This window comes from Mangrovimonas sp. TPBH4, assembly GCF_001280505.1.
GTDB lineage: Bacteria > Bacteroidota > Bacteroidia > Flavobacteriales > Flavobacteriaceae > Mangrovimonas_A.
This window is the reverse complement of record NZ_LBIO01000017.1, coordinates 46,465-68,812: the sequence shown is the minus strand read 5'-3', so window position 1 is coordinate 68,812 and position 22,348 is coordinate 46,465. Positions and strand designations below refer to the sequence as shown.

20 protein-coding genes are annotated in these 22,348 nt (G+C 40.2%); 11 read left to right on the top strand and 9 right to left on the bottom strand.

Annotated elements, in window-relative coordinates:
- A partial coding sequence (locus ZA05_RS00460) for a T9SS type B sorting domain-containing protein (protein ID WP_053989898.1) occupies positions 1 to 2,414 on the top strand: 2,414 nt, incomplete at its 5' end.
- Between the two features lie 5 nt (positions 2,415 to 2,419).
- Positions 2,420 to 3,427: a type IX secretion system membrane protein PorP/SprF gene (locus tag ZA05_RS00455; RefSeq protein WP_053989897.1), complete on the top strand. Its 1,008-nt coding sequence runs from the start codon at positions 2,420 to 2,422 to the stop codon at positions 3,425 to 3,427.
- Positions 3,428 to 3,497: 70 nt separating this feature from the next.
- Here the strand turns inward: ZA05_RS00455 and ZA05_RS00450 are convergent, their stop codons facing one another.
- Positions 3,498 to 4,658 carry a VWA domain-containing protein gene (locus tag ZA05_RS00450; protein WP_053989896.1) on the bottom strand — a complete coding sequence of 387 codons (1,161 nt, stop codon included), beginning with the start codon at positions 4,656 to 4,658 and terminating at the stop codon, positions 3,498 to 3,500.
- A 210-nt stretch (positions 4,659 to 4,868) separates the two neighbouring features.
- Here ZA05_RS00450 and ZA05_RS00445 point away from each other — a divergent pair, with 210 nt between their 5' ends.
- Genes ZA05_RS00445 through ZA05_RS00435 form a run of 3 tightly spaced genes read left to right on the top strand, consistent with a single transcriptional unit; the run spans position 4,869 to position 8,375 of the window.
- The gene (locus ZA05_RS00445; RefSeq protein ID WP_053989895.1) at positions 4,869 to 7,034 is read left to right on the top strand and encodes a histidine kinase; all 2,166 of its coding nucleotides are present in this window, start codon (positions 4,869 to 4,871) and stop codon (positions 7,032 to 7,034) included.
- A gap of 52 nt (positions 7,035 to 7,086) precedes the next feature.
- Positions 7,087 to 7,821: a LytTR family DNA-binding domain-containing protein gene (locus tag ZA05_RS00440; protein WP_053989894.1), complete on the top strand. Its 735-nt coding sequence runs from the start codon at positions 7,087 to 7,089 to the stop codon at positions 7,819 to 7,821.
- 35 nt (positions 7,822 to 7,856) lie between these two features.
- The gene (locus ZA05_RS00435; protein ID WP_053989893.1) at positions 7,857 to 8,375 is read left to right on the top strand and encodes a gamma carbonic anhydrase family protein; all 519 of its coding nucleotides are present in this window, start codon (positions 7,857 to 7,859) and stop codon (positions 8,373 to 8,375) included.
- Here the strand turns inward: ZA05_RS00435 and murI are convergent.
- The 8 genes from murI to ZA05_RS00395 form a co-directional block, all read right to left on the bottom strand.
- Positions 8,372 to 9,151: a glutamate racemase gene (gene murI / locus ZA05_RS00430; protein ID WP_053989892.1), complete on the bottom strand. Its 780-nt coding sequence runs from the start codon at positions 9,149 to 9,151 to the stop codon at positions 8,372 to 8,374. The two genes, ZA05_RS00435 and murI, sit on opposite strands and share 4 nt — an antisense overlap.
- Before the next feature lie 62 nt (positions 9,152 to 9,213).
- Complete coding sequence (locus ZA05_RS00425; protein ID WP_053989891.1) at positions 9,214 to 9,723, bottom strand: OmpH family outer membrane protein; 510 nt, start codon at positions 9,721 to 9,723, stop codon at positions 9,214 to 9,216.
- 40 nt (positions 9,724 to 9,763) lie between these two features.
- The gene (locus ZA05_RS00420; protein ID WP_053989890.1) at positions 9,764 to 10,813 is read right to left on the bottom strand and encodes an OmpH family outer membrane protein; all 1,050 of its coding nucleotides are present in this window, start codon (positions 10,811 to 10,813) and stop codon (positions 9,764 to 9,766) included.
- A 172-nt stretch (positions 10,814 to 10,985) separates the two neighbouring features.
- Positions 10,986 to 13,553 carry an outer membrane protein assembly factor BamA gene (bamA, locus tag ZA05_RS00415; RefSeq protein ID WP_369793822.1) on the bottom strand — a complete coding sequence of 856 codons (2,568 nt, stop codon included), beginning with the start codon at positions 13,551 to 13,553 and terminating at the stop codon, positions 10,986 to 10,988.
- A gap of 10 nt (positions 13,554 to 13,563) precedes the next feature.
- Positions 13,564 to 14,304: an isoprenyl transferase gene (locus ZA05_RS00410; protein ID WP_053989903.1), complete on the bottom strand. Its 741-nt coding sequence runs from the start codon at positions 14,302 to 14,304 to the stop codon at positions 13,564 to 13,566.
- Between the two features lies 1 nt (position 14,305).
- Positions 14,306 to 14,995, bottom strand: coding sequence for a DUF6089 family protein (locus ZA05_RS00405; RefSeq protein WP_053989888.1), 690 nt, complete (start codon positions 14,993 to 14,995; stop codon positions 14,306 to 14,308).
- A 99-nt stretch (positions 14,996 to 15,094) separates the two neighbouring features.
- A complete protein-coding gene (locus tag ZA05_RS00400) occupies positions 15,095 to 15,973 on the bottom strand; it encodes an NAD kinase (RefSeq protein ID WP_053989887.1) in 879 nt (292 codons plus the stop codon).
- A gap of 3 nt (positions 15,974 to 15,976) precedes the next feature.
- Positions 15,977 to 16,633, bottom strand: a complete 657-nt coding sequence (locus tag ZA05_RS00395; protein ID WP_053989886.1) for a CBS domain-containing protein — start codon at positions 16,631 to 16,633, stop codon at positions 15,977 to 15,979.
- 89 nt (positions 16,634 to 16,722) lie between these two features.
- On the opposite strand from ZA05_RS00395, the gene ZA05_RS00390 reads away from it, so the two are divergent.
- The 6 genes from ZA05_RS00390 to clpX all read left to right on the top strand — a co-directional run bounded on the left by ZA05_RS00390 (position 16,723) and on the right by clpX (position 22,094).
- On the top strand, positions 16,723 to 17,436 hold the full coding sequence (locus ZA05_RS00390) for a pyridoxine 5'-phosphate synthase (RefSeq protein ID WP_053989885.1): 714 nt from the start codon (positions 16,723 to 16,725) through the stop codon (positions 17,434 to 17,436).
- A 30-nt stretch (positions 17,437 to 17,466) separates the two neighbouring features.
- Positions 17,467 to 18,231 carry an alpha/beta fold hydrolase gene (locus ZA05_RS00385; RefSeq protein WP_053989884.1) on the top strand — a complete coding sequence of 255 codons (765 nt, stop codon included), beginning with the start codon at positions 17,467 to 17,469 and terminating at the stop codon, positions 18,229 to 18,231.
- A gap of 30 nt (positions 18,232 to 18,261) precedes the next feature.
- Positions 18,262 to 18,609 (top strand): phage holin family protein, encoded by a 348-nt coding sequence (locus tag ZA05_RS00380; RefSeq protein ID WP_053989883.1) that lies wholly within the window; start codon positions 18,262 to 18,264, stop codon positions 18,607 to 18,609.
- A gap of 80 nt (positions 18,610 to 18,689) precedes the next feature.
- A complete protein-coding gene (gene tig / locus ZA05_RS00375; RefSeq protein ID WP_053989882.1) occupies positions 18,690 to 20,012 on the top strand; it encodes a trigger factor in 1,323 nt (440 codons plus the stop codon).
- A gap of 135 nt (positions 20,013 to 20,147) precedes the next feature.
- Positions 20,148 to 20,825 carry an ATP-dependent Clp endopeptidase proteolytic subunit ClpP gene (gene clpP / locus ZA05_RS00370; RefSeq protein ID WP_053989881.1) on the top strand — a complete coding sequence of 226 codons (678 nt, stop codon included), beginning with the start codon at positions 20,148 to 20,150 and terminating at the stop codon, positions 20,823 to 20,825.
- Between the two features lie 36 nt (positions 20,826 to 20,861).
- Positions 20,862 to 22,094: an ATP-dependent Clp protease ATP-binding subunit ClpX gene (gene clpX, locus ZA05_RS00365; RefSeq protein ID WP_053989880.1), complete on the top strand. Its 1,233-nt coding sequence runs from the start codon at positions 20,862 to 20,864 to the stop codon at positions 22,092 to 22,094.
- Positions 22,095 to 22,348: the final 254 nt, after the last annotated feature.

Here is a 22,348-nt window from a genome sequence, read left to right as displayed (position 1 = left end):
ATGAGACCCAGGGGGACGCCGAGAGCGGTGACAACGAGCTCTTGAGCCCCTACGACAATATCGTGGCCAATGCCCAAGTGGTATATGCCAGGGCGGAGAACATGCTCACGGGCTGCCACAGCGTGGTAGGCCTACAGCTGAACGTGCTGCCGTCGCCGGTAGTGCCGACGGCCATCGAGGACTATGTGATCTGCGATACCAACGCCGATGGCTATGCGAGCTTCGACCTTACCGGTATGGACGCGGAGATCCTCGGGGCACAGGACCCGGCGCAGTTCGACCTTAGCTACCACCTTACCATGGCGGACGCAGAGTCCGGGGCGGCACCGATCGCCAACCCATGGGGCTATGTGAACCAGACCAACCCACAGACCGTATATGTAAGGGTAGAGAGCCTAGAGAACGGCTGTGTGAGCACTGGCGAGTTCGAGATCCGCGTGGAACTGCCGCCGGTAGCGGTACAGCCAACGCCGCTGCAATTGTGCGACGACGAGGTGGCCGATGAGCTGACGGTGTTCGACCTTACCGTTAAGGACGGGGAGATCACGGGCAACGAGGGGAGCTGGAGCGTGAGCTACTACGAGACCCAGGCTGATGCCGATTCGGGGACCAATGCGATCCCCGACCCAACGGCCTATACCAATACCTCGGTAAATGGAATAGCAGCCAACCCGCAGACCCTATATGTGGTGGTGACCGATACGGACACGGGCTGTACGGACCAGACGACCCTTACCATCCGCGTACTGCCGAACCCAACGCCCAGCCAGGATCCATCGGACATCGCACTGTGCGACGATGAGAACACGGGAGACGAGGTGGAGCTGTTCGACCTGACGGAGAACGAGACCTATATCATCAACGGTGAAGCAGGGGTATCTGCCAGCTACCACGAGAGCCTTTTCGATGCCGAGCAGGGTACCGGGGTGATCCTTGACCCAACGGCCTATGCGAACATTTCCAGCCCACAGACCATCTATGTGCGCGTTGCCAATGACATCACGGACTGCTATACGATCGTAACCTTTGACATCTTGGTGAACCCACTTCCGGAGGCGGTTGCCGTAACGGACATCGTGGCCTGTGAGAACAATACCGATGGGGCCTATGCCTTCGACCTTTCACAGAAGGACGAGGAGGTGCTTAACGGACAGGACCCTGTGCTCTACGGGGTGAGCTACCACGTATCGCAGGTGGATGCGGACAATGGGGACAACGACCTTGTGAGCCCGTTCACCAATACGGTGAACCCACAGCAGATCTTTGTGGCGATCACCAACCTGGAGACCGGCTGTTCGATCAGTGTACAGAGCTTCTATGTGGAGGTACAGGAAGCGGCGGAGGCCAACCCGGACATGGAGGCCATCCTCTATGAGCTTTGCGACGACAATATGGAAGTGGACGGTGACCCGACCAACGACAGCGTACAGTTCGATCTGTCCGCCATGGATGCGGAGCTGTTGGACGGACAGGACCCAGCAAACTATACGGTGAGCTACTATGCCAGCGAGGCGGATGCCGAAGCGGGAACAGGCCCATTGCCGACCCTTTATGAGAACATGGTCAACCCACAGATGATCTATGCCCGTGTGGACAATGATACCACACCGGACTCGATCTGCTACGCGGTTGCGGAGCTGACCCTTCAGGTGAACCCACAGCCGGTGTTCGATCTATATGACAGTTATGTGCTGTGTTTGGATACCAACGGCACCGAGGCGATAGACCCACCGGTACTGGAGACGGGGCTTACCGAGCCTGACTATCTCTTCATCTGGTACTTCAACGGCCAGGAGATCTCGGGGGCCACTGGCGGCAGCTATGAGCCGACGCAGGCAGGAATCTACAGTGTAACGGTAATCGACGTGTCCACCTCTACGGTGACCATGTGCGAGCGCACTGATACTACCGAGGTAATCGAGAGTGCACCGCCGACAATCGTTGCCGAGGTGGTGACCGAGGCCTTTGCTGACAACCATATCGTGGTGGCCACGGCCAGCGGGGACAGCAGCTACGAGTACAGCCTTGACGATGGGCCATGGCAGGATAGCGGTGTGTTCGAGGACGTGCCATGGGGCGAGCATGTGGTAACTGCCCGTGATATTTTGGGCTGTGGAGAGGCCAGTGTGACAATAAGTGTACTGGATTATCCGTTATTCTTTACGCCCAACGGAGACGGTTACAACGACACTTGGAACATTGTTGGATTTAGTAGTCAAACTAACACTAAAATTTATATATTTGACAGGCTCGGAAAATTGCTCAAACAGATCTCTCCATCGGGCGATGGATGGGACGGAATGTACAACGGGGCAGCGATGCCGAGCAGCGATTATTGGTTTGTTGTGGAGTACGTAGAGCCATCGACGGGACAGAGCAAAGAGTTTAAAGCCCATTTTACTTTGAAAAGATAGAATTTATGAATTTAAAAAAGTATTGTTTAATAGCAATTGTAGCATTATTTACGAAATTAGGAACAGCGCAGGAAGGCCTTCCGATCTACTCAGATTACTTAACCGATAATTATTATTTGATTCATCCCTCGATGGCGGGAGTTGCAAATTGTGCAAAAGTAAGATTGACTGCACGTATGCAGTGGTTTGGACAGGATGATGCACCTGCATTACAAACTTTGAGTGTTAATAGTAGAATTGGAGAGTCTCAATCGGCAATTGGAGGGATTGTATATAACGATAAGAATGGATACCATTCCCAAACAGGAGCCTATGTGACGTACGCACACCATTTGATGTTTTCTAGAAATGAAATCGACTTGAACATGTTGTCTTTTGGTTTGAGCGTTGGTGCAATTCAATATAGATTGGATGAAACAGCTTTTATTAATGAACCTTTTGACCCTATTATTGCGGGTGTTGAGCAAAGTGCCACTAACTTCAATGTAGATTTCGGATTTTCTTACCATTTCTTGGATTTCTATGCTCATGCTACGGTGAAGAACTTATTGAACAATGATGGAATCAACTTCAATGAGCAAGGCTTGAGCTATGAGAATTTAAGAACTTATTTATTGTCTGTTGGAAATGTGTTTCAGAGATATGGCAGCGACTGGAGTTTTGAACCTTCCGTTATGTTCATGTATAGAGATGCCACTGAAGAATCTTCCTTCGACTTAAATGTTAAAACTTATAGAGAAATGGACTTTGGTAAGATCTGGGGAGGTTTGTCCTATAGAAGAAGTTTGGATGGGGCGGAATACTTGGATGGTTCTGGTGTGAGTAATCAAAAACTACAATATTTCACACCATTTGTGGGTGTAGATTATAACAATTTTGTCTTCGCATATACTTATTCATATCAAGCAAATTCAGTAGTATTTGATAATGGTGGGTTCCACCAAATTACACTTGGATATAACTTCAATTGTGGAAGAGAGAAATACCAATGTAATTGTCCTGCAATTAATTAATATAATTCATTATACCATTATAATAAAAACGTCCCGATTTCGGGACGTTTTTTTTTAGGCAACTAATCTACTACCATTGGTAGTTTTTCTTTTTGGCTTGGGTTTTTATGGCGTTAACCATGGCTTGTTCCAAGTTTTTATCTTCTTCAGTGTTGTTTGCTTCAATGAATTGCAGTCGCTTTTTGTTGAGTTCTTGTATTTGTTGTTGGATTGCTTTACGTTCTTTTTCTTTAGCAGCAACATAAGCCTTAATTTCAGATGTAGATTTACCTTTTAATTCTTCCGGCAATTCGGAGGATTTTAAATCTTCAAGTTTTAATTCTTCATTTGAGACAGCATCCACCAAATCCCAGTTGGAATTTGTGTAGAGGTGAGTGCTTTTGCTGACGGTGCGACTCACTCCGCTTGCTTTCCCTGAAATGGAAGCGTTGACATCTTGGACCTGTTGTTCCCTGATTTTATCCTTCCCAACGCTACCATAAGCAACATATGTTCCATTAAGTTTTTGATTCAATTGAAGGATTTCATTGTCATAAGGTGTAGCTACATACACAGTTTGTCGGTTGTGGTCGATGGCCATATAATTACCGTGTCCCACATCGGCGCCCGATTTCCAATAGGTATTTATTCCTAGGTTATAATCGCCACAAAAAATGGTATTCACAGAAATGTGTTTTTCTACCGCCAATTCAGACGCTTTCTTATAATTGATAGGGCCTTGGCTAAAAGGTTCGTTTCCTGCAATAAAAATGAGCTTTAAATCATCTTGATTGTTGCCCCATTGAAGTCTTTCAATAGAAGTTTGAATGACTTGGCCACAATATTCTTGACCTCCATTTGTGGTGAGAGAAAACAATTGTTTTGAGATTTCATCCAAATCGTCACTGAAGGAAAGAATTTGTCTTATATATCCATTATCTGCATTCAAGTTGTCAGTACCATATTCATAAAGCGCAATTTGAAGTTTTGGGCTGTTGCCATTGCATTTTGCATAGGAGAGTTCGTTGACAATTTTCCATAATTGCGCTTTGGCTTGATCGATAAGGCCATCCATACTATTACTAGTATCTAATAACAGGGCCACTTTGATATATTGTTCTTGGTCATTAGTTATGGGAGCGTGATAAGCGGTTGTTAGATCGGTTGTTATGGGTTTTGAATTGTTGGCATTACAGGAGCACATAACAGCAACACTTGTAGCCAAAAGGATAGGCTTGAGAAATGGTTTCATAATCTTGTTGTTTTTTGATTTGAACTTTAAATCTATGCCCAACTTTTTTCTTATTCAATCTAGAATTAGGGAATAGTATTGTTGGTTGAGTGAGAAGGAACCTTAGGTGAGCAAGCCAATCTAAAAGATGTGTTTTGAATCTCCAATTGGAAGTTTTCAGTTTTAAAATGCCAATTAAAGTGAGTATGTTTATACATTGAATATTTTTAAATGACCACAATTTTTAAATACATTTTTATACTGCTGTTTTGTTTGACTTCCTTCTTTACAATTGGTCAAAATCAATTACTACAGGATACACAAACTTTTACTGTTAAAGGGAAAGTGGAAGAAAAGGATACTTACCAACCTATTCCAAAGGTGAATATTGAGGTTAATGGAGGAGGCTATACCAAAACCGACAGTAACGGGGAGTTTAGAATCCAAGTTAAAATTGGCGATGAATTGGCAATAAGGCACAAAGATTTTGAAACGGTCTATTACACCATCGTGAGTCAAGATCGCATCTTGGTACAGGTGGAGCCTGTAAGCCCCTCACTTGTCAACAGTCGATATCAAAAAAAGGATTCCAAGGCCTTTAAGCAGTTAATTGATTCTGCTAATGTGTATGCCAAACAAGATGCCGAAAAGGCCATTCAGTTTGTCACCGAGGCGCTCAAGGAAAGTTATTCGGTCAACCAAAGTGCCGAAGCCTATGAAACCTTGGCAGATATTTACAAAGCTTGGAAACAATATGATTTGGCCGTGAGTAATTATAGGATTAGTCTTCAAAATTACAAATCGAATGAGGTTCAATTAAAATTGGGAGATGCCTATCGATTGAACAAGAATTATCAGGAAAGTTTGGATGTCTATGGAACTATCGATTTTGGTAGTTTACAGGCCTTTCAGAAGGTTGTGTACTTTGAAGGCTTGGGAGATACTTATTACAACACAAAATCATATTCTAAAGCTATAGAGCATTATAAAAAGGGACTTGAGGTTGCTAAAGAGCATTTAATCACTCCAAAGGTTACCGACTTGAGTTCCAAAATTGCACAGGCTTATAATTCGCAAGGAGAAGTGCAAAAGGCCAAACAATTGTTTGATAATTCATTAAATCTTGCTTCCAAGGAGAATAAGAAACGGGCGGTGGAAGAGAAAATCACCGTAGCGGAATTTAATAGTGAAAACCAAAACTATTCCGATGAGATTAAGTTGAGGAAGGAGGCACTGGACGATATATCAGATATTCAACGTCAAGATTCCATAATAGACAATGAAAGTGCCCTTACGCCGCAAAAGCAGAATTATAAGATAGGAAATGCCTATTTTCTTCAGAAGGATTTTGACAGTGCCATTTCGTATTTGGAAAGAAGTATTAAGGAAGCTGATGACAAGGAAGATTTGGTGGTGAAAAAGGATGCCACCCGTAAATTATCTGATGTATATGCCGATGCTGGAGATTTTGACAAGGCAAGGAAAACTTTTGAAGAGTACACCGCAGCGGTAGATGAACTTTACATTAAAAAGGAACAGGAAATTTCGCAGTTGGCGCGTTTCAACAGGAGTATTATTGAAAAGCAAAATAGGATCAATAGTTTGGAAAGTGACCGACAATTATCTGAAAGCAAATACCAGCTTTCCAACGAGCGCAACAAGCGACAACAATTGATTATTTATTCCTTGGTGTTTGGAGTTGTATTGCTTTTGGTTACTGCCTATTTCATGTTCAAATACATCAAGCAACAACGTTTGGCCAATAATTTGCTGGCATTAAAATCTTTGAGGAGTCAAATGAATCCACATTTTATTTTTAATGCTTTGAACTCGGTAAACAGTTTTATTGCCTTGAATGATGAGCGTACCGCCAACAAGTATTTAAGTGATTTTTCTTATTTGATGCGTGCCGTCTTGGAAAACAGTGAGGAGGATTTTATTCCGCTGCAAAAGGAAATTGAATTATTGGAGCTATACACCAAATTGGAGCATTTTAGGTTCAAGGACAAGTTTGATTATAGCATTACTGTGGATGATCAAATTAATGTTGGGGATTATAAAATTCCGCCCATGTTGTTACAGCCTTATATTGAAAATGCAGTGTGGCACGGTTTGCGCTATAAAAATGAAAAGGGCCATTTGACTATTGACATGGAAAAGATTAATGAAGATGAAATCAGCATTACCATAGCTGATGACGGCATTGGAAGAACACGTTCAAAAGCTCTAAAAACTGAGCGTCAACAGCAACAAAAGAGCAAAGGAATGGACAACATTAAAAGGCGAATTTCCATTTTAAACGATATGTACAAGGACAAAATTGATGTGCATATTGAGGATTTTCAGCATGAAGAAGATTCCGGGACTAAAGTAGTAGTTACCCTCAAGAAGGATTAAGACTAAAAAAGGACATTCCATAGAACTAAAAGAACAACCAATTTCTAGCATTATGAAACTAAAAGCCATTATCGTTGAGGACGAGGAAACCAGTAGAGAGATTTTAAAGAATTATCTAAAAAAGTATTGTCCTAATGTGGAAGTTTTAGGTGAAGCCGCCAATGTTGAGGAAGCTTTGGTGCTGATAAGAAATCAAGCTTTGGATTTGGTGTTTTTGGATGTGGAAATGCCCTATGGCAATGCTTTCGATTTATTGGATAGGGTTGGAGATATTAATTTTGAAACGGTATTTGTAACCGCGTATAACCATTATGCCATTGATGCCCTAAATGCCCATGCCTCTTATTATTTGATGAAACCGGTTTCTATAGACGAACTCATCAAGGCTGTGGATTATGTTACCGAAGTTAAAACTAAGGAAAATGCCCTTCAAGATCAGGTGTTGGTTCCTAAAACCAATGGGATTAATGGCAAGATTACAATACCCCAACAGGATGGGTTTGAAGTTTTAAATACAGCCGATATTTTATACTGCAAAGCCGATGACAATTACACCGAAATTTTTCTAGAAAATAACCGAAAAAAGCTGGTAAGTAAAACGCTAAAATACTTTGAGGATGCCCTAATAGATAGTAGTTTTGTAAGAGTTCATAAAAGCTATTTAGTGAATATAAATGAAGTCACTAAATATGTAAAAGGAAAGGGCGGAAGTGTTGTGTTGAGCAACGGTAAGGAAATCATGGTTTCGGCCTCCAAAAAGTCGAATTTGCTATCCTATTTTAAATAATTCTACGTTTTTTAAACGTCATCAAATATAGAAATATGCCAGTTATTAAACCCGTAAACGGAAAGTTTCCACAGATTCCTGAGGATTGTTTTGTGGCTGAAAACGCTACGATTGTTGGAGAAGTGAGTATGGGCTCACAATGTAGTGTTTGGTTCAATGCGGTGATTCGCGGAGATGTCCATTTTATAAAAATGGGGGATAAGGTGAACATCCAGGATGGAGCTGTAATTCATGCTACCTATCAAAAGTCACCCACAACTATTGGGAACAATGTGTCCATTGGGCATAATGCCATTGTGCATGGTTGTACCATTCATGATAATGTGTTGATTGGTATGGGAAGCATTGTGATGGATGATTGTGTGATTGAAAGTAACAGTATCATTGCTGCTGGTGCTGTGGTGACCAAGAATACGGTAGTGGAATCGGGGAGTATTTATGCCGGTGTTCCCGCTAAAAAAGTTAAGGATATCAGCGAAGAATTAATTTCAGGAGAAATTGACAGAATTGCTAATAACTACGTGAAATACTCTAGCTGGTTTCAAGAAGCCTAAAGCGAAATGTGCTGGACTTCGTAATTCTCTCCTAACAGCGATTCCATGACTTGCGGTGTCCCTGTTGTATAGAAATCGTAGGACGCTTTGGTAGGTTCAGTATTTAATAAATGGTGGTGTTGCAGGATGGCTTTGGTTTGTCTTGCGACAGCTGCACCCGAATCGATGATTTTAACCGATTTAGGGAGGATTTGAAGGAGCAACGGCATCAAATAGGGGTAATGGGTGCAACCTAGGACCAAATAGTCTATATTGGCATCTATCATGGGTTGTAGATAGCCTTTCAGCAAGGCTTGCATTTCTTCAGAATACATCTTTCCACTTTCAATCAATTCAACAATACCATCGCCAACCTGTTCAATAACATGAATGCCATTGCTATAAAGATTTGTTGTAGTGTGAAAGAGTTCGCTGGACAGTGTTCCCTTTGTGGCCAAAATGCCCACGGCTTTGGTATTGGTATTGAGTGAGGCTGGTTTTATAGCAGGCTCTATACCTATAAAGGGGACTGCAAAAGTACTTCGAAGCAATTTAATGGCATTGGTGGTAGCCGTATTGCAGGCCACCACTATGAGTTTACAACCTTTTTCCAATAAAAATTCAGTGTTTTTAAAACTAAGATCTATGATCTGTTGTGTAGTTTTGGTGCCATAGGGAGCGTTGCTGCTATCGGCAAGATAGATAGTGTTTTCATTGGGCAAGAGCAACTGAATCTCTTTCCATATGGAAGTTCCGCCAACACCGGAATCGAATATACCAATAGGTTGTTTACTCATCGATACAAAAATAAAAAAGCCGCTTAGGTAAAGCGGCTTTTTTTAATTTTTTTGTGATTGGATTAGAATCCTAATTCTTTTTTAACGTCTGGTAAAAGGTCTTTACCATCAGCTACCAATACACCTCCACCTTGAGTAGAATCCAATACATAGTTGAACCCTTGAGCTTTTGCTACTTTGTTGATGGCAGCTTTTGCCTTATCGAAAATTGGTTTCAATAATTCAGCTTCTTTCTTTTGAAGGTCTTGTTGTGCTTGCGCTTGATATTGACGAATGCTTTGCTCCATAGTTTGTACCTCTTGGGCTCTTTTAGCATTCTCTTCGTCTGTTTTGGTGTCTACTTCAGCTTGGTATTGCTTCATTTTGTTTTGAAGCTCTGTAGCCATAGTTTTAATTTCAGCTTCGTAAGTCTTAGTTAGCTTTTCAATTTCTGCTTGAGCAGTTTTCATCTCCGGCATCGCTTCTACTAACTCGGTAGTGTTAATATGAGCAACTTTACTTTGTGCAACTGAGAAACTCGTAGCTCCAACAAAAAGTGCGGCTGCAAATAAAAGGGTCTTAAAATGTTTCATTTTTAAAGTATTACGTGTTTAAATATTAATGTTATAGTGGTTAATTTCCTGTACTATCTTTTACTTTGGCTTGTGCCTCGCGTTCTTTTTTAGCCTTTTCGCGTTCGGCCAATATGCGTTGTCTTCTTTCTTCAAGCTCTTTTTGGCGAGCCTCTCTATCCTTTAATTTTTGTTGTCTTTTTTCCTCTGCAATTTGTTCAGGTGTTTTTTCTTCCGTCTCGCTTTGCGGGTTTACATTCGCATCGACATTGTCGTTGCTTTCTTTTTGGGCATCACTATCCTTTTCGTTAGTTTTTCCGGTTTTAGCGGCTCTTATACTATCTCGTTCGGCTTTGGCTCTAGCTCTTTCTTCCAAGATTTTTTGTCTTCTAGCTTCGGCAGCGGCTTCTAGAGAATCGCGTCTTTTTTGTTGGGCAGCTTTGCGGTCTTCAATTTCTTTGGCACGGGCCGCCTGTTTGGCGTCCAAGGCAGCTTCGCGCTCTTCCAATTCCTCATTGATTTCCGGTACTACCTCTTCATCTTCGGCAGCTCTGCGCTCGGCTCTGTTTTGAGCTTGGGTACGTTTGGATGCTCTAGTGATGCTTCGGATGACCAATTCACTGATGTCATACCTTTCGGCTGAGTACAGCATTACCAAATCGGCAGACTTGTCAAATACAAAATCATATTTTTTATTGGCAGCAATTTCTTGAACTGCGGCAAATATCTGATCTTGGATAGGCTGAATCAACTGGCGCTTTTGTGTAATTAAATCGCCTTCTGGCCCAAATCGTTTTTGTTGATATTCTAAGATTTCCTGTTCTTCAAATGAAATGTCCTCCAATCGCTCTTCATAAAGTTCTTTGGTAAGAAGCACACGTTCATTGTCGAGTTGTTTCTTTTTTTGATCGATCACATTCAAACGTTGCTCGATTTCTGCTTTCCACTCCTGAGCCTTTTTTTCCAATTGATTTGAAGCTTCTTGATATTCGGGAACGTTTTCCAAGATGTATTCGGTATCTATGTAGGCAACTCTCACACCTCTTTGGGCGTTGGAGACCAAGCTACTTAGACCTATCATTATCATTAAAAAAAGAACTCTATACTTCATCTGTTGTTGTTTTGTGATTTATTGATCTTTTCCCTAAACCTTTAAAATGACAGATTTTGTGTTGTTTCCGTCATTTGAATTTAGCTTTTCCAAATTAACGAAATATATTCTGAAAAATTTTAACAGTCACGCTAAATCCTTCAGGCAGGTATTAGAAAATACCATGCCAAACTTAAAATTGTTGACCAATAATAAAGTGCGTTTCCCAACCATTGCTTCCAGTGGACCCAGGAACCGGATCAAATCCGTAACCGAAATCAATTCCCAGTAATCCAAAAGCAGGCATAAAGATACGCAATCCTGCACCCGCAGAACGCTTAAGTTCAAATGGGTTGTAACTTTGGAATTCGCTAAACGCTGCACCACCTTCGGCAAACATAAGGGCAAAGATTTTTGCTTGTGCACCTAAGGTAATTGGGTAACGTAATTCCAAAGAAAACTTGTTATAGATAGAAGCTCCATCATCTGTAATGGAACCGTCTTCTTCAACCGGTCTGATAGATTGGTTTGGATATCCTCTTAACTGCACAATTTCTCTACCATCCAACGAATAGTTTCCTAAACCATCACCACCAAGGAAGAAACGCTCAAAAGGAATGATTCCTCTATCCTGGTTGTAGGCTCCCAAGAACCCAAATTCTATACCAGAGCGTAATACTAATTTATCGACAATACGAGTGTACCAATCTCCTTTAAGTTTGATTTTATAATATTCCAACCAGTTGAAACGTTGTTGGTCTATTTCTGCAATACGTGCAGCGTCGTCTGCATCGGTTGCATCCAAGGCGTCACGTTCATCTTTAAGGGCTGCATAGTCTACATTGTTAAACAACGAATAAGGTGGAGACAATTTAGCCGAGATAGAGAAGTTAGAACCTCCCATAGGGTAAATTGGATCGTTATAGGTATTGTTTCTTGTTAAACCAATGGTGTAAGCAAAACTGTTTGAATACCCATCTCCAAAGGTGAATAAACCAGTATTGTAGTTCTTTAAGTTGTAATGTTGGTAACTAATTGCCTGAGACAAGTAGAAAAAGTCATCTGGAACGGTTAAACGTTTGGAAAGTCCAACGGACACCCCTGTAATATTAAACCTTTTGTTTTTATCGGCATCTCTTGTTTCGTAGTTGTACAAGAATTGCTTGGTATGCGAGATAGAGGTTGATAACTGTAATGGGCGTTTTCCTCCTAACCAAGGCTCAGAAAAAGAAAAGCTGTAGGTTTGGTAAAATCTACTGGCTTGTAAACGCAAAGCTAGACTTTGACCATCTCCCATAGGTACAGGCTTATAGGCATCTTTGTTAAAGATGTTTCTCATGGAGAAGTTGTTGAAAGAAAGTCCTAAGGTTCCAATGAAACCACCGCCACCATAACCTCCTTGAAGCTCTATTTGGCTAGATCCTTTTTCTACAACTTGGTATTCAATATCCACAGTACCATCTACAGTATTGAAATTTTTCATGTTTGGGGTGATCTGTTGTGCATCGAAAAAGCCCAATTGCCCAAGTTCACGAATGGTTCTAATTACATTTTCCTTACTGTACAATTGCCCAGGTTTGGTGCGTAATTCTCTATAGATTACTCGGTCGTTTGTTCTGTCGTTTCCAGATACCGACACTTCGTTGAAATAAGCAGGTTTTCCTTCGGAAATTCTTATTTCCATATCAATAATGTTACCATCGGCACTCACTTCTACAGGGTTGATGGTCGAGAACAAATACCCATTGTTCTGGTACTGGTTTGTTAAATCTATGGCGTCAGGCTTGGTGTCGTCTGCAATTCGCTTTCTAAGTTCTACGCCGTTATAGGTGTCACCCTCCTTAATTCTAAGGATGCTTTGTAATTGCTCATCGGTATAAACACTGTTACCTACAAAGGTGATTTTACCAAACTTGTATTGCTCACCTTCTTCCAAATCAATTAACACAGAAATAGTTTTGTCGTTGTTGTAAATGATGGAATCCGAGATGATTCTGGCATCTCTATAACCGTTTTCCTTGTACTTGTCAATGACGCTTACAAGGTCTTCCTTATAGTCTGCTTCAATATATTTTGAACGTTTTAAAACCCTAACAAAATTCTTTTGTTTGGTGTTTTTCATAGCTTTTCTAAGCTTCTCATCGGCTATCTTTTCATTGCCGGTAAACTCAATGCTTTTAACCTTTACTTTTTGGCCCTTGTCTATGTTAACGGCCATATCCACACGGCTTTTTTGCATGGAGTCTACAACCTCCTTGGTGATTACGTTTACCTTGGTGTTTAGATATCCATCCTTTTTGTATTTGGAAGTAAGGTAGTTGCGAGTAGTGGTGATAAGGTTTTCAGTAACCTTTACACCTTTGGTAAGCTTATTTTCGGTAATAATTTCTTCTTTCTTTGATTTCTTAACACCGTTGATGACAACGTCGTTAAGTTCTGGCAAATCGACTAAATGGATTTCTAAAAAGGCCAAATTACCTTCGGTTTTTACCAAATAAATATCGATAGTACTAAAGAGATTGGAGTCCCAAAGTTTTTTAATGGCTTTACTAATGCTTTCACCTGGAATGGTAACTTCTTCGCCTTTTCTTAAACCAGAATAGGAGATTACGGTATTGGCACTAAAATTGGTATCGCCAGTTACGGTAATGTCTTCAATAATGTAAGGAGTACCAGTGTTGTAGTTGTTGTTTTGAGCTGTATTTACACTTGAACAGAAAAGAAATAGTGCAATAAAAATTGAATGTAGGTATGTTTTCAAAAGTAGTTTCTTAGCTAAGTTGTTCACTGGTTTTTCCAAATCGTCGTTCTCTGTTTTGATAGTTGATCAAAGCGTCATATAAATTTTCCTTTCTGAAATCAGGCCATAGTATATCCGTAAAATATAATTCGGCATAAGCGATTTGCCATAACAGAAAATTGCTTATTCGCTGCTCCCCACTGGTTCTAATAAGCAGGTCTACATCAGGTAAATTTTGCGTGTAAAGATGCTTATTTATAATTGATTCGTCAATAGTTTCGGGAGAAATTATATTATTTTTAACGTTATCTGCTATTTTTTTTACCACACTTACCAATTCTTCCCTGGAGCCGTAGCTTAAAGCCAATGTAAGGGTCATTCTGGAATTATCCTTGGTTTTGTCTATAACTTCCAAAAGTTCAGTCCTGGCATTGTCTGGAAGATCATTTAAGTTGCCTATGGCATTTAAACGAATATTGTTGTTTTGAAGCGTCTTGATTTCCTTTTTAAGGGATTTTACCAAAAGTTTCATCAAGGTTTGTACTTCCAGTTTTGGCCGGTTCCAATTTTCAGTTGAAAAGGCATATAGGGTAAGGTTTTCAATGCCAAGTTCGGCACTTGCCTCTACGATCTCACGTACAGATTTGGTACCATTTTCGTGGCCAACCACTCTTAAAAATCCTTGTTGTTTAGCCCATCGGCCATTACCATCCATGATAATAGCCACATGTTTGGGAAGTTTGTTGGTGTTTATTTGGTCTTTACTACTCATTTTAAAAATTACAATAACAAGGTTTTTGCCCAAATGTATAGGTAAGGGTTAAGCCCGAAAATACATACCAATCGTTACTGTTTGTATTTCCAAAGCCTAGACTGCTGTCGTTGTCAAAGTCTGGGACGCTACCGTCCAATTCGTCCGAAAAAGTATAACGGACGCCAACTTCCAAAGCCAAAACAAGCCTACTGCTTATGTTGGTTTTTACACCAAGGGTCATAGGAATTCCAAAGGCCCAACTGCTGGTACCTTCTTCAATAATGTCGCCATTGGACAAGAAATAAAAGTTGTCGTGTTTTGCCACGCTTATCCCTGTGTATAGATAGGGCGTAAATTGTGTGCCGCTGTCATGCAGGTTGAAGTCGAAAAAGGTGAATTCCATACCTCCGGCTATTTCCAATAGACCATTGGAAAAGGCGAAGCCTCTTTCTTGACGTCTTGGGTCGTCTGATTTTCTGTCCTCGGCCTCAAGATCGGTATAAATTAACGATAGTCTAAAGGAATGTCTGGGGCTTCTGTTCCACTTTAAAATACCTCCAAAAGCAGGTGAATTTGGTGATATATAATTGGTTGCGCCAACATCGCCAATAAAGTTGCTGCCTCCCGCAAATACCCCAACCTCATAGATTTGAGCACTTAGGGATTGTGAAAGTAACATGCTTAAAAAAAAGAGAATTAAATACCTCATAGGTTTTTCAAAGTTTGCAAATATAATAAATATGATTAGCCTATAACAATTTGAAACAAATTGTCTTACAGTTAAACAGTATTTAGGGGGATTTATTGCCTAATTTCTTTTGTCTTCACCCCAAAGTAATTTTTTCCTCAAGGTGTCTATAAAGCTTTCATGTACAAGCTCTACCATTTTAATGGTGAAGGGCGCCTTTTTAATGGTAACCACTGTAGAATTATGCAAAGTGGTAATGCGCGAATCCAATGAAATTAAGTAGTGTTCTTCCCGTCCGTCAACTTTCAGTTGAATGTCCGTGTCGTCTGGGATTACAAATGGCCTGGCATTAAGGTTGTGTGGCGCGATAGGGGTAATCACTAAGTTGTGTGCTCCAGGCATGATGACAGGGCCGCCACAACTAAGGGAGTAACCTGTAGATCCAGTGGGTGTGGAAATTATCAATCCATCAGACCAATAGGAGGTAAGGTACTCGTTGTTTAAGTGGGTTTCCACCGTAATCATGGAGGTGGTATTCTTGCGGCTAATGGCCACTTCGTTTAAGGCGAAATTGGTTTCTACCAAATCGCTATTTTCAGGCTTGGTGGTGACACTAAGTAAGATACGTTCGGAAATTTTATAGTTGCATTTAAAAATATCGGTTAGCGCCTGTTCGATTTCATCAGTTTGTATGGTCGCCAAAAAACCTAATCTACCCGTATTTATCCCTACAATTGGGATATTGCAGTCCCTTACATGGGTAATGGCTCTTAAAATGGTGCCGTCTCCACCAATGCTAATTAGCAGATTATAGCTTGGATCTAATTTTGAAAAGGTGGCAAAACCATTGATGTCTATATTGTGTTCGTCACGCAGTAGGTCAAAAAAGCGCTGTTCTACATATACTTCAGCTTTCTGTTTCTTTAAAAAATCAAGTAAGGTAGAGATGCAAAACGAGCTGTTGCTGTTATAAAACTGACCGTAAATGGCTATTTTCATGCCTTAAATGTTAAGGTATTTATTTAGGTATTCAGAACGTTCCTTAAGGTTTTCAAGATAGGAGTCTTCTTCGTGTCCTGAGATAATATTGTAACTGTACCTTCTAAAGGTGTGCATAATATCGAGAAGGTTGCCATAGCCAACTTTAAGGGTTATCTGAACCATGTCGTTGTCCATTTTGGAGATGAAAGCGCCCAGGAGCCTTGAATCGTTGGATTCAACAATCTGGCTAATTTCACTGAAAGAATAGTCTTGGATGCCCTTTTCGACAATTAAAATGCCTCCAGCCTCCGAGAAAAATGGAGTTTCGTTAAACAGGTTGATGATGTCGTTCAGTTCGTAATAGCCCAGATACGTATTGTTTTCGTTCAGTACCGGCATAATATTGCAGTCGTTTTGGGCGAAAACCTCAAGTACGTCGAGCCAATTGGTATGAGAACGAACAAAAAAGCCTTCAATGGCATATTTAACTTCGGAAATCAATTTGGAACCTTCAAAACAATGCGCGTCTGTTTCGGATATACAGCCTAAATATACAGTGTTGTCCTCAATAGGAATATGGGAATACGTAAGTTCATTAAATAATAATTTCAGATCACTGATCTTATCATTAAGACTTAACGGTTTAATATCATTGATTATGTACTGTTCCAAAGGCATAACTTCAAATTATACTATTGCAAATTAATTAAAAATAACTACAAAAAGCGTTAAGGACTTTGTATTTTTGTTGGTCAAATGAAAAGTAGATGACAAAACTAAGCGTAAACATAAATAAGATAGCCACTTTGCGAAATTCTAGAGGTGGTGATGTGCCCAATGTTGTCCAATTTGCAAAAGATGTACAGGAGTTTGGGGCTCAAGGTGTGACTATACATCCGCGACCGGATGAGCGCCATATTCGCTATCAGGATGTGTATGATTTAAAGCCTGTAGTTTATACGGAATACAATATTGAAGGAAATCCCATCAAAGAGTTTATGGACATGGTTTTGGAAGTAAAACCAAACCAAGTGACTTTGGTACCAGATGCCGAAGATGCCATCACGTCCAATGCCGGTTGGGATACATTAAAGCACAAGGATTTTTTAGTGGATATCATTTCTGAATTCCAACGGAACGGAATTAGGACTTCCATATTTGTGGATCCTGTAATGGCGCAAATTGAAGGCGCCAAGGCTACAGGGACTGATAGGATAGAGCTTTACACCGAAGCTTATGCCCATCAATATGGACTGGGCAACAAAGAAGCTGTACAACCTTATAATGAATGTGCGATATTGGCCCATGAACTTGGTTTAGGCATTAATGCCGGTCACGATTTGTCGTTGGATAATATAAAGTTCTTTAAGGAAAATATTCCAGGACTATTGGAGGTGTCTATTGGTCATGCCCTAATTTCGGAGAGTTTGTATTTAGGTGTTGAAAACGTGATTCAAATGTATTTACAGCGCTTAAAATAATTGCCAAATACTAGTTCAATAAAATTTATAATGCAGTTACATTCAAATATTATAGGTAGCGGTTCGCCCTTTATCATCTTACATGGTTTTTTGGGAATGGGCGATAACTGGAAAACTCTAGGTAAGAAATTTAGCGAAGAAGGTTATGAAGTACACCTAGTGGATCAGCGCAACCATGGTCGCAGTCCTCATGCTGAGGAGTTCGATTATGAAGTGCTCACTGAGGATTTGAAAGCATACATCACCTCTCATGAGCTATCTGAGGTTGTTTTGTTAGGACATTCGATGGGAGGGAAAACAGCCATGATGTTTGCCTCAAAATATCCAGAATTGGTATCTAAATTGATTGTTGCCGATATTTCTCCACGGTTTTATCCAGTACATCACGACACCATTTTGGAAGGTTTGAGCCAATTGGATTTTTCCGAGATTTCAAATAGGGGAGAAGCCGATGAGGCTTTAGCACGTTATCTAACAGATTTTGGAATACGTCAGTTTTTGCTGAAAAACCTATATTGGAAAGAAAAAGGGCAGTTGGCCTTGAGATTGAATTTGCAAGCCTTGAAAGCTAATGTTGGAGAAGTAGGGGAAGCCCTGTCAGTGCATGCAAAATTTGAAAAAGACACTTTGTTTTTAAGGGGTGATCGATCGGAATATATTTCACTTCAGGACGAAGCTTTGATCAGGACGCATTTTCCAAAAGCTCAGATAGAAACGGTGTCCAACGCCGGGCATTGGCTGCATGCCGAAAACCCAAAAGAGTTTTTTGAGGATGTCATAAAATTCCTAGCATAAAATTCGTATTTTTATTTAAAATACGATCTTATGAAACTAGTTCTCAGAATTTTATTGTCGGCTGTTGCCGTTGTTATTTTAGCAAAATTATTGCCGGGAGTTGAGGTTGTTGGCTTCACTTCTGCAATTATTGTTGCCATTGTATTGGCGTTGCTCAATGCCATAGTAAAACCTATTCTGGTAATTTTAACCTTGCCCATCACCATTGTTACGCTTGGTTTGTTTTTGTTGATAATCAATGCCTTGATTGTGCTTATGGCGAGCAGTTTTATTGATGGTTTTGGGGTGAGTAGTATCTGGACGGCTGTTTTATTTAGTATTCTGCTCTCGATACTGGAATCTATATTGTACTCTGTTTTAAAAGAGGATAAAAAATAGTCTGAATTTCAGTATATTAAAACTTTGCCGAGTTGCAAAAAATATGTACTTTTGCAACCCAATTTTTATACGATTCGATAATGAATATTACAAGAGAAAACATTGACGCATTAAATGCTGTTGTAAAAGTAGATATCTCAAAAGAGGACTACAGCGATAAAGTGGAGAAAATCCTTTCAGATTACCGTAAGTCGGCTAACATTCCTGGTTTTAGAAAAGGACATGTGCCAATGACCATGGTAAAGAGACAATATGGTAAAGCTGTCTTGGTGGATGAGGTAAACAAGTTGTTGCAAGATGCATTGAACAAATACCTTACGGAAGAGAAGCTAGATGTTTTAGGAAACCCATTGCCAAAGCCACAGGATGATTTGGATTGGGGTGCCGATAATTTTTCTTTTGAATTCGAATTAGGTTTGGCACCTGAATTTGACGTAGAGTTGAAATCGAAAAAAGCAATTACGCAATACCAAATTGTTGCCGATGAGAAGATGTTGGATAACCAAGTAGAGCACATCCGTAAGCAGTACGGTAAATTGGTGTCTCAGGAAGCAGCATCAAAAGATGATGAAATTACTGGTGTTTTCGCTAACGAAGAAAAAGAGATCAACAACACGGCAACTATTACTTTAGATAAAATTAAAGGTAAAACTAACGAGAAGAAATTTGTTGGTGCTAAAGTTGGTGATGTAATTACCTTGAAAACAAAAGGATTGTTCAATGACGATCACGATTTGATGCACTTCTTGAAAGTGTCTCACGATGATGCCCATGATTTGGATGTTGAAGTGACATTTACGGTTTCTGAAATCAACACGAGAGAGTTGGCAGACTTAGATCAAGAGCTGTTCGATAAATTGTTTGGTAAGGGAGTGGTAACTTCTGTGACTGAGTTGAAAGAAAAAATCAAAGTAGATTCTGAAAAGCAGTTTGCGCAACAAGGCGACCAAAAATTGTTGAACGATGTTACTGAGTACCTTGTAGAGAACACTAAGTTCGATTTGCCTTCAGCATTCTTGCAAAAGTGGATCCAAACAGCTGGAGAAGAGCAATTGGATGCAGACCAAGCTAAAGAAGAGTATGAGAAATCTGAAAAGAGCATGCGTTACCAATTGATCGAAGGTAAATTGATCCAAGATCACAACCTTCAGGTAACTTTTGAAGATTTGAAAGCGCACGCTAAAGAAATGATCAAGGGGCAGATGGCACAATTTGGACAAATGGATCCTGCAGATGAAGAGTTGGAAAGCATTGCAGCTAGAATTTTGTCTAATCAGGATGAAGTAAAACGTTTGTCTGAGCAATTGATGAGCCAAAAGCTATTGGATTTGTACAAAGCAGAAGGAAATCTTAAAGTAAAAGAGATTACTTATGACGATTTTGTAAAAGAGTTTTACTCTTAATTGTTACAGAATAAATGATTATATTTAGAGCGTAAAACTGAGAGGTTTTACGCTTTTTTTTGACCGTTAAAAATCAAGGTCATTTTCTGCCTGTAAAGCCTCAGGTTTTATCAATTATTAACAACAATTAGACATATGAATTTCGGAAAAGAATTTGAAAAATTTGCGATAAAAGATCAAGGAGTTAGCAGTACGTATTACAACCAAATTATCAGTAGTATGTACCCCACAAACTTAACCCCAAATATTATTGAAGAGCGCCAAATGAATGCCGTGGCTATGGACGTGTTCTCACGTTTAATGATGGATCGCATCATTTTTATGGGGACAGGCATCAATGATCAGGTGGCAAATATCATACAGGCGCAGTTGTTGTTTTTGGAAAGTACTGATGCTTCCAAGGACATTCAAATATATATCAATTCTCCGGGAGGTAGCGTGTATGCTGGATTGGGGATTTACGATACCATGCAGTTGATCAAGCCAGATGTGGCAACCATCTGTACTGGTATGGCGGCGTCAATGGCGGCTGTATTGTTGTGTGCTGGTGCTAAAGGGAAACGTAGCGGATTGACACACTCCAGAGTTATGATCCACCAACCTTTAGGAGGGGCGCAAGGACAGGCAAGTGATATCGAAATCACTGCTCGTGAAATTTTAACCTTGAAAGAGGAACTTTATAAAATAATTAGTAAACATTCGGGACAGGACTACGACAAAGTGTATGCCGACAGTGATAGAGATTACTGGATGAAGGCAGATAAAGCTTTGGAGTATGGAATGATTGATGAGGTTTTGGCCCGTAACGTATAAATATCTCATTGATATTTAAATTGAATTTTTGAATTTATGGCAAAGGAAGAATTAGAATGCTCGTTTTGTGGTAGGAAAAAGCCAGAAACCAACCTGCTCATAGCAGGTTTGGATGCCCATATCTGTGACCGTTGTATCGAACAGGCGCATGGTATTGTATTGGAGGAGTCTAAGCAAAGTGACAATTCCGAATTATCGACAGAGTTAATGTTGCGAAAGCCTCAGCAAATCAAAGGCTTTTTGGACGAGTATATCATTGGGCAGGAATATACCAAAAAGGTAATGTCTGTTGCAGTGTACAACCACTATAAGCGTTTGTTGCAACCAGCTAGTGAAGATGATATCGAAATCCAAAAAAGTAATATCATCATGGTGGGGCAAACAGGTACTGGAAAAACCTTGATGGCCAAAACCATCGCTAAAATGCTCAATGTGCCGCTGGCCATTGTGGATGCTACCGTATTGACTGAGGCAGGATATGTTGGGGAGGATGTAGAAAGCATCTTGACACGTTTATTGCAGGCGGCCGATTACAATTTGGAGAAGGCTGAAAAGGGCATCGTGTTTATTGATGAAATAGATAAGATTGCCAGAAAAAGTGATAACCCATCAATTACCAGAGATGTTTCTGGTGAAGGTGTGCAACAGGCCTTGTTGAAATTATTGGAAGGTACTGTGGTAAATGTGCCGCCAAAAGGAGGGCGTAAACACCCAGACCAAAAATTTATAGAAGTAAATACGGAGCATATCTTGTTTATAGCTGGAGGTGCTTTTGATGGGATTGAGCGCATTATTTCAAAACGTCTTAACATGGCAGCCATTGGTTATAAAGCGGCTCATGAAGATGCTCAAGTAGATACCAATAATTTACTTCAATATATAATTCCAAAGGACTTGAAGGATTTTGGTTTGATTCCAGAAATCATTGGGCGTTTACCAGTGCTTACTTATATGGATCCATTGGATGCGGCAACCTTGCGTGCTATTTTAACGCAACCTAAAAATGCCATTATCAAGCAGTATAAAAAATTGTTTGAAATGGATGATATTGAATTTACCATTACTGACGGTGCTTTAGATTATATTGTAGAGAAGGCTATAGAGTACAAATTAGGAGCTAGAGGATTACGTTCCTTATGCGAAGAGATCCTAACTGATGCTATGTTTGAGATGCCTAGTAGTGAGGATAACAAGTTGAATGTAACCAAAAGTTATGCTGAGGATAAGTTGAATAAAACAGCACTTAAAAAGCTTAAGGCGGTTTCTTAAAGGCTTTATCCAATGTAAATAAAATAAAAAAGGTCACTCATATTGAGTGACCTTTTTTGCTATTTGGATCAATAATTAATATTCTGCAATACTATTTTTTAAAAAAGGTTCGCCCTTTTGTGAGTTCTAAAATTGCATTGGAATAAAGACAATTTTAAGGGAGAATTGTCAACATTATTAATGTAAATATAGTGGCATTTGTGTAAGATAAAAATGACGTAAGGGATTATTGGACAAATGCATTTAAATATTCG

What these genes read in the sequence shown, in the direction of transcription:
- clpP (WP_053989881.1), top strand. Translation starts at nt 20,148, where the DNA reads ATGAATTTCGGAAAAGAATTTGAAAAATTTGCGATAAAAGATCAAGGA.
- ZA05_RS00445 (WP_053989895.1), top strand. Translation starts at nt 4,869, where the DNA reads ATGACCACAATTTTTAAATACATTTTTATACTGCTGTTTTGTTTGACT.
- ZA05_RS00405 (WP_053989888.1), bottom strand. Translation starts at nt 14,995, where the DNA reads ATGAGGTATTTAATTCTCTTTTTTTTAAGCATGTTACTTTCACAATCC.
- ZA05_RS00395 (WP_053989886.1), bottom strand. Translation starts at nt 16,633, where the DNA reads ATGCCTTTGGAACAGTACATAATCAATGATATTAAACCGTTAAGTCTT.
- ZA05_RS00410 (WP_053989903.1), bottom strand. Translation starts at nt 14,304, where the DNA reads ATGAGTAGTAAAGACCAAATAAACACCAACAAACTTCCCAAACATGTG.
- clpX (WP_053989880.1), top strand. Translation starts at nt 20,862, where the DNA reads ATGGCAAAGGAAGAATTAGAATGCTCGTTTTGTGGTAGGAAAAAGCCA.
- ZA05_RS00450 (WP_053989896.1), bottom strand. Translation starts at nt 4,658, where the DNA reads ATGAAACCATTTCTCAAGCCTATCCTTTTGGCTACAAGTGTTGCTGTT.
- ZA05_RS00440 (WP_053989894.1), top strand. Translation starts at nt 7,087, where the DNA reads ATGAAACTAAAAGCCATTATCGTTGAGGACGAGGAAACCAGTAGAGAG.
- ZA05_RS00400 (WP_053989887.1), bottom strand. Translation starts at nt 15,973, where the DNA reads ATGAAAATAGCCATTTACGGTCAGTTTTATAACAGCAACAGCTCGTTT.
- ZA05_RS00420 (WP_053989890.1), bottom strand. Translation starts at nt 10,813, where the DNA reads ATGAAGTATAGAGTTCTTTTTTTAATGATAATGATAGGTCTAAGTAGC.
- ZA05_RS00390 (WP_053989885.1), top strand. Translation starts at nt 16,723, where the DNA reads ATGACAAAACTAAGCGTAAACATAAATAAGATAGCCACTTTGCGAAAT.
- ZA05_RS00425 (WP_053989891.1), bottom strand. Translation starts at nt 9,723, where the DNA reads ATGAAACATTTTAAGACCCTTTTATTTGCAGCCGCACTTTTTGTTGGA.
- ZA05_RS00455 (WP_053989897.1), top strand. Translation starts at nt 2,420, where the DNA reads ATGAATTTAAAAAAGTATTGTTTAATAGCAATTGTAGCATTATTTACG.
- tig (WP_053989882.1), top strand. Translation starts at nt 18,690, where the DNA reads ATGAATATTACAAGAGAAAACATTGACGCATTAAATGCTGTTGTAAAA.
- ZA05_RS00435 (WP_053989893.1), top strand. Translation starts at nt 7,857, where the DNA reads ATGCCAGTTATTAAACCCGTAAACGGAAAGTTTCCACAGATTCCTGAG.
- ZA05_RS00380 (WP_053989883.1), top strand. Translation starts at nt 18,262, where the DNA reads ATGAAACTAGTTCTCAGAATTTTATTGTCGGCTGTTGCCGTTGTTATT.
- ZA05_RS00385 (WP_053989884.1), top strand. Translation starts at nt 17,467, where the DNA reads ATGCAGTTACATTCAAATATTATAGGTAGCGGTTCGCCCTTTATCATC.
- murI (WP_053989892.1), bottom strand. Translation starts at nt 9,151, where the DNA reads ATGAGTAAACAACCTATTGGTATATTCGATTCCGGTGTTGGCGGAACT.